Below are 12,754 nucleotides of genomic sequence, written 5' to 3'. Positions count from 1 at the left end.
TTGATGAAAGATAGATAAAAGACAAATAGATAATAGACTTTGATTTCGTTATAAAATGATTATCTGTTATTAATTTTTAAACTGCTGGAAAAAGCTTTAAATAAAATAGAAAAAAGACGTGGAAAAACCACGCCTTATGAGTTAAAATTTACCGATATCGTCTCTGTAATATTCGTAATCGTAGTGAATGATGTCTGCATCCTGGTACACTTTTTTACGGGCTTCTTCGAAAGTATCACCTGTTGCCACCAGACTTAGAACGCGTCCGCCAGTTGTCAGAATCTGGCTGCCTTTCACTCTGGCTCCGGCAAAAAGGAGTTGACTCGTCACTTTTTCCGAATTCCGAATTTCAAAACCAGTTTCAATTTGTCTTGGATAGCCGCCGGAACACATTACCAAACACACTGCTTTTTTGTCGCTGAATTTCAGTTCGATATCATTTCCTTCTAAGCAGTCCATAATCACGTCGTAGAGATTATTTTCCATCAGCGCCATAATAACCTGCGTTTCAGGATCGCCTAATCTCATGTTATATTCCAACAAATAAGTTCCGTTTTCTGTAATCATTAAACCGAAAAAGATAAACCCTTTGAAACGGATATTCGAAGCATGAAGACCTTTTAAGGTAGGTTTCAAGATATTTTCCTCAAAATCTTTCTGATGCTCATCTGTAAATTCGGGACTTGGGGCAACGCTTCCCATACCACCGGTATTGGGTCCTGTATCACCTGAGCCGGCTTTTTTATAATCCTTTACCGGAATACAGGGGAATAATTTGTCGCCGTTTGAAAAGGCGATAATCGAGGCTTCAAAACCTCTCAAATATTCTTCGATCACCAACTGAATTCCCGCATCACCAAAGATTCTTTCGATCATAAACTGGTGAATGGTCGTTTCTGCCTGAGCTAAATCGTCAGCAATGACTACTCCTTTTCCACCCGCAAGACCACTGGCTTTAATGACCAAAGGAAATTTTTGTGTTCTTACGTAATCAATGGCATCCTGATACGCTTCAAACACCTTCGCTTTCGCCGTTTTGATGTTGTGAGTCTGCATGAATTTTTTCGAAAACGCCTTGCTTCCTTCCAGTTCTGCAGTTCTTTTTCTCGGACCGAAAATCTTAAGATTATGTTTTTTAAATTCGTCTACAATCCCAGCAACCAGAGGTGCTTCCGGACCTACGATGGTTAAATCTATTCTTTCTTTGATCACCAAATCCCGTAACCCTTCGATGCTGTCGTCATATACATTTTGCCCCAGCGATTCTGTCGTTGCATTTCCTTTGGAGAAATACATTTTAGTAATCCTTTTATCACTGCTAAGCTTTAAAGCTACCGCAGATTCTCTGGCGCCATTTCCTACTATTAAAATTTTCATTTGTAGTTTATTTATTAATGTTTAATGGTCAAATGGAATCGCCTTAACTTAATCCATTACTGAATCAAATTTTTATTTAGAGCGATTGCATCGTTTATTATTTGTTTGCATTTTACAAAATTACTCAATTGAAAGTGGATTTCAAATCGAGTTGGAAAAAATTTCCGTTCTAAATTTAGATTAGCAAAATTAATGCAAAAAGTGTCTCATTCCGGAAAACATCATTGGAATACCGTGTTCGTTTGCTGCTTCGATGCTGTCTTCATCGCGCATACTTCCTCCTGGCTGAATGATTGCTTTGATGCCTTCTTTCGCACAAAAGTCAACCACATCTCTGAATGGGAAAAATGCATCTGAGGCCAAAACCAAATCTCCTTCAAATTTTAGTTTTGCTCTTTCTACCGCATGTTCGGTTGCCCAAATTCTATTAACCTGCCCACCGCCGATTCCCAATGCCTGCACGCCGTTGGAGACAACAATCGCATTTGATTTCACATATTTCACAACTCGTTGTGCGAATAATAATGCTTTTTCCTGTTCGGCTGTCGGTTTAAAAATGGTCACTGTTTTAATGTCATCTGAAAATTGATTGTCATTATCCTGAACCAACATTCCACCATCGATTTTCACCCAGGTTTGCTGATCGGTAACCGGATTTTTAATTTTAATGATTCGCAGATTTTTTTTCTTTTTCAAAAATTCTAAAGCGTCTGCATCGAAATCTGGAGCCATTACAATTTCTAAAAATGTTTTACTGAGTTCTTCGGCCGTAGCGAAATCAACTTTAAAGTTCATTCCGATAATTCCGCCGAAAATTGAAACAGGATCGCATTCAAATGTTTTCTTATAGGTTTCTACCGCTGTTGTTCCGATGGCAACTCCGCATGGTGTGGAATGTTTCACCGCACAACAGGCCATTTCATCTTTAAATTCATTGACGACTTTCCAGCACAAATCCATATCGCGGAGATTATTGAAAGACAGTTCTTTGCCGCCCAAAATTTCGAAATCCTTCATCGCCCCATTTTCCGTTGTCGAAACATAATAGGCGGCCGTCTGATGCGGATTTTCGCCATATCTCAAATCCGAAACTTTCTGATAAGAAGCGTTTAAGTAGTGCGGATAGTCTTCTTCTAAAAGCATCTGCGCAATTGCTGCATCATAAGCGGAAGTCAGATTAAATACTTTTCCGGCTAATTTTTTTCTTGTTTCTAAAGTGGTATTGCCGCTTTCTTCGATTTGCTTTTGAATAACAGCATAATCTTCAACATTGCTAATTACGGTAACAGACTGAAAATTCTTGGCTCCGGACCGCAACATTGACGGTCCGCCAATATCAATGAATTCTACTTTTTCTTCTAAAGAAATATCGGTATTCGCATGGGCAAAAAATGGGTAAAGGTTAACCACAACCATATCGATTAAGATAATTTCATGTTCGGTCACCGTGTTCATGTGCTCCTCATTTGAACGGATGGCAAGCAGTCCGCCATGAACTTTTGGATGTAAAGTTTTCACCCGGCCATCTAACATTTCGGGAAAACTGGTAACTTCATCGATTTGAATCGGATTTAAACCTGCTTCTTTTAAATGTTTAAAAGTTCCGCCCGTAGAAATCAATTCGTAATTGTTTGCTTCTAAAAACTTTGCAAAATCTACGAGTCCGGATTTATCGGAAACGGAGATAAGCGCTCTTTTTTTTGACATTTTTTTTCTTTTTACTTTTATTAGATTTACTTTATTTTCTTTTCAATTCTCCTTTTTTTCACGGGGAATTCCGAGTATTTTATTGATCGCTTCCGGGAAAATCTCATATTCTATACTATGAATTTTTTCAGCTAGAGTTTCTAAGGTTTCATCATCTGCAATTTCAAATGATTTTTGAAGAATGATTTCACCTTCATCAATTCCCGACGTTACATAATGAACAGTTGCACCACTTTCTTTCTCCTCAGCCGCTAAAACCGCTTCGTGAACGTGATTTCCCCACATTCCTTTGCCGCCAAATTTCGGCAGTAAAGCAGGATGAATGTTGATGATTTTTCCCGAAAATGATTCGCAGAATTCTTTATTTAAAATGGATAAAAACCCAGCGAGCACAATTAAATCTGTATTTTCCGGAAGAATCTTTTTTAATTCCATAGAGAACATTTTCCCTCTCTGAATCAACTTCGTTGGAATATTCTGCTTTTTAGACCGTTCCAAGCCAAAACATTCCCGGTCTGCAACGACCATCGCAATCTCTGCGTTCAGAATTTCTCCGCTTTTAATGCAGTCTATAATTCTTTGCAAATTAGTTCCGCCGCCGGAAACTAAAACAACGATATTCTTCATTTATTTCAATGTAACAATTTATAAATTTACCAATGTAATCATGTACTGAGATTGTTACATTGGTAGATTTTCAGATTGCCAGGTTAATTATATTAAATTAATTTTCTCTGAACCTTCAGTGATTTCACCGATTTCGTAAGCATCATCAATGAGATTTAAAACTTTGTCTGCATGCTTTTCATCAACAACCACAACCATGCCGACTCCCATATTGAAGGTTCCGTACATTTCCAGGCGGTCGATATTTCCACGCTTTTCCAATTCGAGCATCACGGACGGGATTTTAATTTTTGAAGTATCCACTGTTGCACACAAATTTTCAGGAATTATTCTCGGAATATTTTCAATAATTCCGCCGCCGGTAATATGGGCGATTCCGCACAGAGAAATTTCTTCTAAAATCTGATGAATCGGTTGGTAATACAATCTTGTCGGAACAAGAAGTGTTTCATATAAAGGTTTTCCTTCAAACTCTTCATTAAAATCCGTAAATATTTTTCTTACCAGCGAAAAACCATTCGAGTGAAATCCTGAACTTGGTAAAGCGATAATTTTGCAGCCCGCTTTAATTTTCGAACCATCGATGATCTGATCTTTTTCTACGATTCCAACGCAAAATCCTGCGACATCATAATCGCCCGGTTTATACATTCCCGGCATTTCGGCAGTTTCGCCACCGATCAGTGCGCAGTTATTGTCTTTGCATGCCTTCACCATTCCCATTACAATTTCGGCGGCAATATCTGCATCCAGTTTTCCGCAGGCTAAATAATCGAGGAAAAATAATGGTTTGGCACCGTGACAAATAATATCATTGGCACACATTGCAAAGCAATCAACTCCGATAGAATCGTATTTTTTAGAATCTAACGCCACTTTCAGTTTGGTTCCCACTCCATCGGTTCCGCTTACGAGAACAGGATTTTTATAGCCTGCGATTTCATAAAAAGCACCAAAACTTCCGAGATTATTCAAAACATTTTTGTTGTGCGTTTCTGCAACAGCAGTTTTAATTTTATCAACGGTTTTGTAACCTTCTTCTTTATCCACACCAGCGGCTTTATAAGTATTGCTCATTTTTGTTTCTTTAATATGATGATTCTAAGATATCTGTAATTAATTAAAATAAAAAAGCCGACAGTCTGTCTGACCGTCGGCTTTTATTTATTTTCAGCGTCGATTGCATTTCCCAATTCTTGGGATTTTTCATTTGGTGAATGTAATAGATGCAGTTTCACTTTAAAAAATTTAGTTCTGCGAAAATAGCAATTTTTAAGCTGACTTTAAAATTATAAATGCCAATTTTTCCATAATTTTAACTCAATAAAATGTCAGGTGATAAAAATTATTATTAAAAATATCTTTCAGAATTCTCTATTTTTGCTACAAAACAAAACGAAATGGCTTCAGGATTTTTTGCAGTATTGGATGATATTGCCGCTTTAATGGACGATGTTGCAGTGGCTTCGAAAGTTGCGACCAAACAAACCGCCGGCATCCTTGGTGATGATCTGGCGGTGAATGCGGAGAAAGCCACCGGGTTTTTATCCTCACGGGAAATCCCGGTTCTTTGGGCGATTACGAAAGGTTCATTTATTAATAAATTAATCATTATCCCGATTGCCTTTTTACTTCAGGTTATTTTCCCGCCGGCAATTAAGATTATTTTGATATTAGGCGGACTTTATCTGGCTTATGAAGGTGTGGAGAAAATCATCGAATATTTCTTTCATAAAAAAGAAAAACACGAAGAAGTTAGCGCAGAAACTGAAAATGGTGAAAATGCGGAAAAAATCAAAGTTAAATCAGCCATCACCACCGATTTTATTCTGTCTTTGGAAATCGTGATTATCGCTTTAGGATCTGTACTTGAAAAGAGTTTACCGATACAGATTATCACTGTTTCTGTGGTCGCATTTCTAGCAACCGTCGGTGTTTATGGTATTGTTGCTCTAATTGTGAGAATGGATGATGCCGGTTATAAACTCATCAGCAAATCGAACAACAAAGGCTTTCTTACTTTCTTTGGAAACCTTTTGGTAAAAGCACTTCCCCTTATTATCAAAGCATTATCAATCATTGGCACCATCGCTTTATTATTGGTTTCAGGCGGAATTTTCGATCATAACATAGAGTGGGTTCATCAGTTTTTACCTCATCTTACAGAGATGGTGAAGCATTTACTTTATGGAATTATTGCAGGTTTATTAGTGTTTATCATCATTTTCATAATTAAAAAAGGAATTTCCCTTATCAGGAAATAAGGTAAATCCCCGATTGAAAATCAATTAGAAAGCGGCGAATTGTTTGTCCTATTTTATTTTTTTTTAAAGTTTATTTTTAGAAATTTATTTTGAAAATCCTGAGGATCCATTTTCTCTAATTTAAACTCAACAGGTGCTAAATGATTTTCATTAACTTTAATAAAATTTAAAAAGATGAAAATTGTAGAGAAAAGGATTTACGAAGAGCCTGACGAATCCGATGGTTTCAGAGTTTTGGCAGACCGCCTCTGGCCAAGAGGAATGAAAAAGGAAGATGCCCATATCGATTTGTGGGCAAAGGAAATTGCGCCTTCTACAGAATTGCGGAAATCCTACCACGGAAAAGAAATTGATTTCAAGGAATTCAGCAAAAAATATTTAAAGGAACTGGATGAGAATCCCGAAACAGAATCCTTTCTAGATAAAATAAAAAAACAGAAAACAATCACTTTGATGACTTCTGTAAAGGAAATTGAAGGTAGTGAACTTCCGGTTTTGAAATTTTTCCTGGAAAATAAATTGAAATAAGAAATGCAGTGTTTGGGGAATCTTTTAACGAAATCAAGCGACGTTCATGTCTTTCCTAATTCTGTTGATGCGTTTAACCTCACTTGATTTTTCAATTAATTCATTTTCAATATCAAAATCATTTTGAAGTCCAAGCCAAAATTTTGCCGAATTTCCAAAATATGCGCTTAACCGCACCGCTGTATCGGCAGAAATCCTTCTATTTCCTTTGATGATTTCAGAAACTCTGGTTTGAGGAATTCCCAGATCTTTAGACAATCTATACTGTGAAATTTCAAGAGGAATTAAAAATTCTTCTAATAAAATTTCTCCCGGTGTACTATTTCTTAGTTTTTCCATTTCTTTAAACTTTAATAATAATCAACAATTTTAACTTCAAAAGCATTTCCATTTTCCCATTTGAAAATAATTCTCCATTGGCTGTTAATTCTGATGCTGTAAAATTCTTTCAACCTGCCTTTTAATTTTTCAAGGTGATTTGCTGGCGGAATCCTTAAATCATTAATATCGACTGAATTATTAATCATTCTCAATTTTCTTCTTGCCACTTCTTGTATTTCTCTCGGAAGTTTTTTTGAAACAATCCCGTTCCCTATTTTATCCGTTTCCTTATTTCCAAAAGACACAATCATATCTTAGCGTTACTAACGTCAAAGGTAAGTATTTTTTGTAATTTAAAAATTTCTAAATCAAATAAGAAAATAATCACTTTGATGATTTCTGTAAAGGAAATTGAAACGGGTGAAACTCCCGTTCTAAAAGCTTATATTGAACAAAGAATAAAGTGATATTCTTAATGACAAAAGAATTTCCACTTAAGTTTTGGCTAAAGTTCAAAATAAATGCAAATAAAAAAACGGGCTAAAGCCCGTTCCTATTGATCAATTGATATTTTATAACCGCATTTTCTAAAAATGGACTTGCCTAATTTCTTCTTCAATTTCTTCTGCAGTTTCTTTTCCTTCACCTTTAATTAAAAACATGGTTACGGCAGCTGCAATCAGCATACAAACTCCGCCGACAACAACATAATCCATCGCCATATTTCCGAATAAACTTTTCACAATTGGACCACCAAAAATCCCGTTGATAATCTGTGGCATTACAATAAAGAAATTAAAAATCCCCATATAAACACCCATTTTTCTTTGTGGAATCGCATCGATGAGCATTGCATAAGGCATCGCTAAAATACTTGCCCACGCAAATCCCAGTCCGACCATCGACATCCAAAGCATATTAACATCTTTTATAAAGAACATTGAAATTAGTCCCAGACCTCCACAAAAAAGAGCCAAAGCATGGGTTTGTTTTTTACCAATTTTCTTTGCAATCGGTGTTAGGAGAAAGGCAAATGGAATCGCAAATAAATTATACAGCCCAAATAAATGTCCGGTTAAATCTCCGGCTTTATTAAATTCTAAAGATTTGGTATCATCAGGAGAAAGGCCGAAATGATGCGTCGCTAAAGCACTGGTGGTGAAAACCCACATGGTAAATAAAGCAAACCACGAGAAGAATTGAACTGCGCCTAATTTTTTCATCAATGGTGGAATCTTCGCAAAATCTTTAAAAATATCTGAAAATTTAGATTTTTCCGTACTCGGTTCTTCATCAGAAAAATCTTCAAATTCCTGAGGTGAATATTCTTTGGTGGTTACAATCGTGTAAACAATTGATAAGATTAAAACGGCTGCACCAACGTAAAAAGCATAAATCACATTATCTGCCACAAAACCGTCTGGCGCCACATTAGAAACTCCCATTTTCGTCAGCCAGTTCGGCATTTCGGATCCGATTACCGCACCCACACCAATTAAAATCGTCTGAACAGAAAATCCTAACGTTCCCTGATGTTTCGGCAACATATCGCCAACCAAAGCACGGAAAGGCTCCATAGCAACATTAATGGAAGCATCCATCATCGCAAGGAAAATCACGGCTAAGAGTAAAACACTGGCACCCATCATCATCGTAACCGAAGCGGCATTGGGAAGGAAAACCAATCCCACAGCACACAAAACCGCACCAATTAAAAAATAAGGTTTTCTGCGGCCGAGCGGACTCCACGTATTGTCGCCCATGTGTCCGATAATCGGCTGTACGAGCAATCCCGTGATCGGCGCAACGAGCCAGAACCAGGAAAGTTCATGAACATCAGCCCCGAAGTTGGCGAGGATTCTACTTGCGTTTCCGTTTTGTAATCCAAAGGCCATTTGAATTCCGAGAAATCCCATACTCATGTTCACAATCTGAGCGATGGAGAGATTTGGTTTTATTTTTTTTGGCATAATTTATATTTTATGAATTTTAACGAATTTTTGAGTGATTAATTATTCTTTAGTTCTGAAATTAGAAGGTCTTCGATAGGTGTTTTAATTTTGGTTACTTCATTAGAAACCTCGTTGGGAATGGTCATTGAAAGAACGTACTGTTTGATTTTCCATTTTCCGCCGATTTTTTCGAGAACTCCAGAACCGCGGCAGATTTTCATTTGGGTATCGAGTAATTCATCGAACCAGGCGTATTTTCCGTCAGCGCTGAAAGAGATGTTTCTTTTTAAAGAAGTGAAATTCCATGCTTTTCCTTTGTCGAAATGGGGTTTGGCATAATCCATAAATTCTTTTTTATTCCAGATCTCTGTTGCATCTGTTCCGATGAACGTGGATTCTTCGGCGTAAAGATTAAAATAATTTTTAAAATTGGCAGTTGCAGCAAAAGTATTCAGATCATCCAAAACTTTATTGATGTTCTGCTTTTGAACCTTTTCATAAATGCTTTTTTTCTGGCCAAAAAGACTGGGCGAAAAATTGAATAAAATCAATAATAGCAAAAGGGAAAATATTTTTTTCATCGCTTTAAATTTAAGATTAAACTCCGCTGGAGCATTTTTTTACTTTAATTCTAAAATCAAAGTAGATTTCGGAGGGACTGTTAATTTATTTTGCGAATCTACTGGGATTTCTTTTTCTGAAAGAACCTCTTTTCCTTTAGAAATTCCATCCAAAGATTCTGCGAAACGGCTTAAATTTAAATTTTGTTCTTTTTCATTGTTATTAATGATGACCATTACCTTTTCATGATCATTATATCTGAAATAAACATAAACCTTATCGATCGGCATATAATGTTTTGTTTTCCCGCTGTGAATGACGTCTTTTCCTTTTCTCCAGTTCAGCAGTTTTTGGGTAAAACCGTGAAATTCTTTTTGCTCCGGAGTTTGGGTTTTTGCATTGAAAGCATTTTGAGAATCCCCTTTCCAACCGCCGGGAAAATCTTTTCGGATTTCTGCGTCACCACCGTTGTTTTTATCCCCACGCATTCCGATTTCAGAACCGTAATAGATTTGTGGAATTCCGCGAACAGTTGACATTAAAGTCAATGCCATTTTATAATAACGGATATCGCCTTTGAAAATCTCATTAAACCTTTCTGTATCATGGTTTTCGAAAAAGACCAAAATATTGTTAATGTCTGGGTACAGAAAATCGTTGCCGAAAGAATTATAGATTTTAATCATTCCTTTGTCCCAGCCGTCCTCTTCTTTCAAAGCAGAAGGCAAGTCTGAAAATAGGGTAAAATCCATCACAGAAGGCAGATTGGAATTGTAATTTTCAATCTCTGCAATCCTGGAATCTTTTTGCCAGAAAGAAACATGAGCAGGATTGTACATCCATGCTTCTCCTACAATATTGAATTTCGGATATTCATCGGTAATCGCTTTTGCCCATTTTGCCATCGCAGTTTTATCGTTGTAAGGATAAGTGTCAACGCGCAGACCGCCCAGTTCCGCATATTCGATCCACCAAATAGCATTTTGGGTTAAATATTTTAATACGAGCGGATTTTTCTGATTCAAATCCGGCATTGTCGTATCAAACCAACCATTCAAGGCAATATCTTTGTCAATCTGCGCCACATTGGTATCGAACTGAGAAGTTGTTCTGTAATTGGATCTTTTGAAACCGTATTTTCCTTCGCCATCTTTAAATTGGTGAATCCAGTCTTTGGTCGGTAAATCCTGAATCAGCCAGTGCGAAATCCCCCAATGATTGGTCACATAGTCCTGAATGAGCATCATTCCACGTTTTTGCAGTTCACGGGAAAGTTCCAGATATTCTGCGTTGGTTCCATATCGACCATCGATTTTGTACAGATCGGTTTGGGCGTAACCATGATAAGAAGTCTGTTTTTCATTGTCTTCATTTGCCGGAGTTAGCCAAAGCGCGGTGACTCCAAGATTTTGCAAATAATCTAAATGATTGATAATGCCGCGCAAATCACCGCCATGTCTTCCACTGGGCAAACTACGGTTTGCTTTTTCAATTAAATTGGGTTGCGAATCATTGGAGGGATCTCCGTTTGCAAACCGGTCCGGCATTATGAGATACATCACGTCTTTTGAAGAAAAAGAATTTCTTTCGGCAGAACCTGGTTTTCTGTTTTTGAGTTCGTAGGTGTAAGAATCAACAGTTTTCTTTCCTTTTTTAAAATTAATTTTAAAGGAAGAATTTTTAATCTCATCGGTATTTACAGTGATGAAAACATAGTTTGGATTTTCTGTTTTCGTTACCTCTTTTATTTTGATATGATCCGAAAGTTCGATTGGATAGGTAGAAATATTTTTTCCGTACACTAAGATTTGAAGTTCTGGATTTTTCATACCGTGCCACCAGAAAGCGGGTTCTACCTTTTGAATCTGGGCAAAAGAAAGAACGGAAAAGAGTAAAAAGAACAGTATTTTTTTCATTTTTTTTAATATTATTTTAAAGGATATTTAAGGGCGATATCTAATTCTATCGGATTGTTATTTCTGCGAAGTTCTTCCTGCGTTCTCCTGGTGAGATAAGGAATGTCTTCTTTTTTATTATAAATTTTTCCGTCACCGAAATTTACACTCCATGTTCCAGTCGATGTCATTGCCCATGAATAAGGATTATTGTAATAATTAAGTTTTACTTCATTGAGCTCCTGGTTGGTGATTTTTATGGGTTTATTCCCGTAATGCGTTTCCAGAAACTCCGTGGTGTCGAGTTCTTTTTCTGATTTCTTGCTATTGATTAATTTATAGGAATAATTATTTCCTGTATCCTCAATTTCAAAAATTAAACCCGGCAATCCCTGAAATTTATAAGGACCTTCATTAATTGGAATTTCATTGCAAAACCACGCAACCCAATGTCTTCCTCCGAAATCTACTTCTGCTTTCTGCAATTGATAATCAGCGCTTTTTTTAGTTTCAGGAAAAATTTCCCATTTCATTTCATCTTTGGATTCAATGAGGTAATAATCAAAGAGATTGTCTCTGTAATTCTGATGGGTATTGCTTCCTTTTTTTCTCTTCATTAATTGTTGAGACGTACTATTGGTCGTCCAGTTTTCATTTTTGTTTTTTCGGATGGAATCAATTCTTAAAAATTCCATATCGTAAAACTTGACTTCCTCTTTGCCTACCTCTAAAATAACTTTTATGGAATCCATTTTATTTTTTGTAGAATCGCCTTTGAAATGCAATTCATAAATAAATTGATGGGTTTGCGCCTCATGAAGGGAAAACATGAATAAAATAAAAAATAAAATTGTTCTTTTCATCATATTTATTTTAGGAAACCTTATAGGTTTCTAGAACCTATAAGGTTTTGATTTAATTTACTTTATGAAACTGTATCAGGTCCTGCGTATTTTCAAAAAAATTCATCATGAAATTTCTGCTGACTTTAGTCGGTCTATTTTCATCTAAATAGGCCTTAAATGAGGAATATTTCCATTCTTCAGAACTTTTCACTAATCGGTGCTGTAAAGGAATCTGATGAATTCCTTTGAAAATATCTTTAAGCTGTGCCTCATCATCCACTTTCTCTCTTTTAATATAGTCAATAAATAATGCACCTTTTCTTTGAAATATTTTGTTATATGCTTTTGAATAAGAATTGAGCAAATTACTTACGGGCTGCATTAAAAATTTATGCTCCTCCTCCGGTGAAAGTTCTCTTTCGGGTAAGTCAAGATTATTAAAAATCTCATTTTGAGGCCGAAAACGGACCAATAAACTAAGACGTTGCGAAACCAGGCAATAAGCATAAATCTCTAAGTAAGGAAGCAAATATTTTGAAATTTGCTTCAGAAAATAAACATAATTATCCTCTTTACGAAAAATGAGCTCATTTCCATTCACTCTTGTAAACAGATGATAAATCTGTCCAAATTTAAAATTTTCGTGAAAAGGAGATTTTATTTCCATTACTGAAATT

13 protein-coding genes are annotated in these 12,754 nt (G+C 36.3%); 2 read left to right on the top strand and 11 right to left on the bottom strand.

The genetic code is table 11. The annotated features are described in order from the left end of the window. Positions 1-141: 141 nt before the first annotated feature. From purD to purM, 4 genes are all read right to left on the bottom strand, one after another. Positions 142-1,377, bottom strand: coding sequence for a phosphoribosylamine--glycine ligase (gene purD / locus QGN23_RS00130; RefSeq protein ID WP_282905042.1), 1,236 nt, complete (start codon positions 1,375-1,377; stop codon positions 142-144). 189 nt (positions 1,378-1,566) lie between these two features. After that, positions 1,567-3,084, bottom strand: a complete 1,518-nt coding sequence (gene purH / locus QGN23_RS00125) for a bifunctional phosphoribosylaminoimidazolecarboxamide formyltransferase/IMP cyclohydrolase (protein ID WP_282905041.1) — start codon at positions 3,082-3,084, stop codon at positions 1,567-1,569. Between the two features lie 42 nt (positions 3,085-3,126). Beyond that, positions 3,127-3,711 carry a phosphoribosylglycinamide formyltransferase gene (gene purN / locus QGN23_RS00120; RefSeq protein ID WP_282905040.1) on the bottom strand — a complete coding sequence of 195 codons (585 nt, stop codon included), beginning with the start codon at positions 3,709-3,711 and terminating at the stop codon, positions 3,127-3,129. 87 nt (positions 3,712-3,798) lie between these two features. After that, positions 3,799-4,788 (bottom strand): phosphoribosylformylglycinamidine cyclo-ligase, encoded by a 990-nt coding sequence (gene purM, locus QGN23_RS00115; protein ID WP_282905039.1) that lies wholly within the window; start codon positions 4,786-4,788, stop codon positions 3,799-3,801. A gap of 323 nt (positions 4,789-5,111) precedes the next feature. On the opposite strand from purM, the gene QGN23_RS00110 reads away from it, so the two are divergent. Together QGN23_RS00110 and QGN23_RS00105 are read left to right on the top strand one after the other, a co-directional pair. Further along, positions 5,112-5,975, top strand: coding sequence for a DUF808 domain-containing protein (locus QGN23_RS00110; protein WP_282905038.1), 864 nt, complete (start codon positions 5,112-5,114; stop codon positions 5,973-5,975). A gap of 174 nt (positions 5,976-6,149) precedes the next feature. Next, entirely contained in the window at positions 6,150-6,503 is a 354-nt protein-coding gene (locus QGN23_RS00105) for a DUF488 domain-containing protein (RefSeq protein WP_282905037.1), read from the top strand. Between the two features lie 33 nt (positions 6,504-6,536). On the opposite strand, the gene QGN23_RS00100 is transcribed toward QGN23_RS00105, so the two are convergent. The 7 genes from QGN23_RS00100 to QGN23_RS00070 form a co-directional block, all read right to left on the bottom strand. Next, positions 6,537-6,842 carry a HigA family addiction module antitoxin gene (locus QGN23_RS00100; protein WP_282905036.1) on the bottom strand — a complete coding sequence of 102 codons (306 nt, stop codon included), beginning with the start codon at positions 6,840-6,842 and terminating at the stop codon, positions 6,537-6,539. An 11-nt stretch (positions 6,843-6,853) separates the two neighbouring features. Next, entirely contained in the window at positions 6,854-7,135 is a 282-nt protein-coding gene (locus QGN23_RS00095; RefSeq protein WP_282905035.1) for a type II toxin-antitoxin system RelE/ParE family toxin, read from the bottom strand. Positions 7,136-7,411: 276 nt separating this feature from the next. Then, positions 7,412-8,794 (bottom strand): MFS transporter, encoded by a 1,383-nt coding sequence (locus tag QGN23_RS00090; RefSeq protein ID WP_282905034.1) that lies wholly within the window; start codon positions 8,792-8,794, stop codon positions 7,412-7,414. Between the two features lie 38 nt (positions 8,795-8,832). Then, a complete protein-coding gene (locus QGN23_RS00085; RefSeq protein WP_282905033.1) occupies positions 8,833-9,357 on the bottom strand; it encodes a nuclear transport factor 2 family protein in 525 nt (174 codons plus the stop codon). Between the two features lie 39 nt (positions 9,358-9,396). Next, positions 9,397-11,253, bottom strand: coding sequence for a glycoside hydrolase family 13 protein (locus QGN23_RS00080; RefSeq protein ID WP_282905032.1), 1,857 nt, complete (start codon positions 11,251-11,253; stop codon positions 9,397-9,399). Positions 11,254-11,264: 11 nt separating this feature from the next. After that, on the bottom strand, positions 11,265-12,098 hold the full coding sequence (locus QGN23_RS00075) for a GLPGLI family protein (RefSeq protein WP_282905031.1): 834 nt from the start codon (positions 12,096-12,098) through the stop codon (positions 11,265-11,267). A gap of 49 nt (positions 12,099-12,147) precedes the next feature. Beyond that, positions 12,148-12,744, bottom strand: a complete 597-nt coding sequence (locus tag QGN23_RS00070) for a transposase (protein WP_282905030.1) — start codon at positions 12,742-12,744, stop codon at positions 12,148-12,150. Positions 12,745-12,754: the final 10 nt, after the last annotated feature.

The sequence above is a fragment of the Chryseobacterium gotjawalense genome (genome assembly GCF_030012525.1).
GTDB lineage: Bacteria > Bacteroidota > Bacteroidia > Flavobacteriales > Weeksellaceae > Kaistella > Kaistella gotjawalense.
This window is presented reverse-complemented; position numbering and strand designations above follow the sequence as displayed.

Excerpts from the sequence above, each read along its gene's own strand:
- purD (WP_282905042.1), bottom strand. The coding sequence starts at position 1,377 with ATGAAAATTTTAATAGTAGGAAATGGCGCCAGAGAATCTGCGGTAGCT.
- purH (WP_282905041.1), bottom strand. The coding sequence starts at position 3,084 with ATGTCAAAAAAAAGAGCGCTTATCTCCGTTTCCGATAAATCCGGACTC.
- purN (WP_282905040.1), bottom strand. The coding sequence starts at position 3,711 with ATGAAGAATATCGTTGTTTTAGTTTCCGGCGGCGGAACTAATTTGCAA.
- purM (WP_282905039.1), bottom strand. The coding sequence starts at position 4,788 with ATGAGCAATACTTATAAAGCCGCTGGTGTGGATAAAGAAGAAGGTTAC.
- QGN23_RS00110 (WP_282905038.1), top strand. The coding sequence starts at position 5,112 with ATGGCTTCAGGATTTTTTGCAGTATTGGATGATATTGCCGCTTTAATG.
- QGN23_RS00105 (WP_282905037.1), top strand. The coding sequence starts at position 6,150 with ATGAAAATTGTAGAGAAAAGGATTTACGAAGAGCCTGACGAATCCGAT.
- QGN23_RS00100 (WP_282905036.1), bottom strand. The coding sequence starts at position 6,842 with ATGGAAAAACTAAGAAATAGTACACCGGGAGAAATTTTATTAGAAGAA.
- QGN23_RS00095 (WP_282905035.1), bottom strand. The coding sequence starts at position 7,135 with ATGATTGTGTCTTTTGGAAATAAGGAAACGGATAAAATAGGGAACGGG.
- QGN23_RS00090 (WP_282905034.1), bottom strand. The coding sequence starts at position 8,794 with ATGCCAAAAAAAATAAAACCAAATCTCTCCATCGCTCAGATTGTGAAC.
- QGN23_RS00085 (WP_282905033.1), bottom strand. The coding sequence starts at position 9,357 with ATGAAAAAAATATTTTCCCTTTTGCTATTATTGATTTTATTCAATTTT.
- QGN23_RS00080 (WP_282905032.1), bottom strand. The coding sequence starts at position 11,253 with ATGAAAAAAATACTGTTCTTTTTACTCTTTTCCGTTCTTTCTTTTGCC.
- QGN23_RS00075 (WP_282905031.1), bottom strand. The coding sequence starts at position 12,098 with ATGATGAAAAGAACAATTTTATTTTTTATTTTATTCATGTTTTCCCTT.
- QGN23_RS00070 (WP_282905030.1), bottom strand. The coding sequence starts at position 12,744 with ATGGAAATAAAATCTCCTTTTCACGAAAATTTTAAATTTGGACAGATT.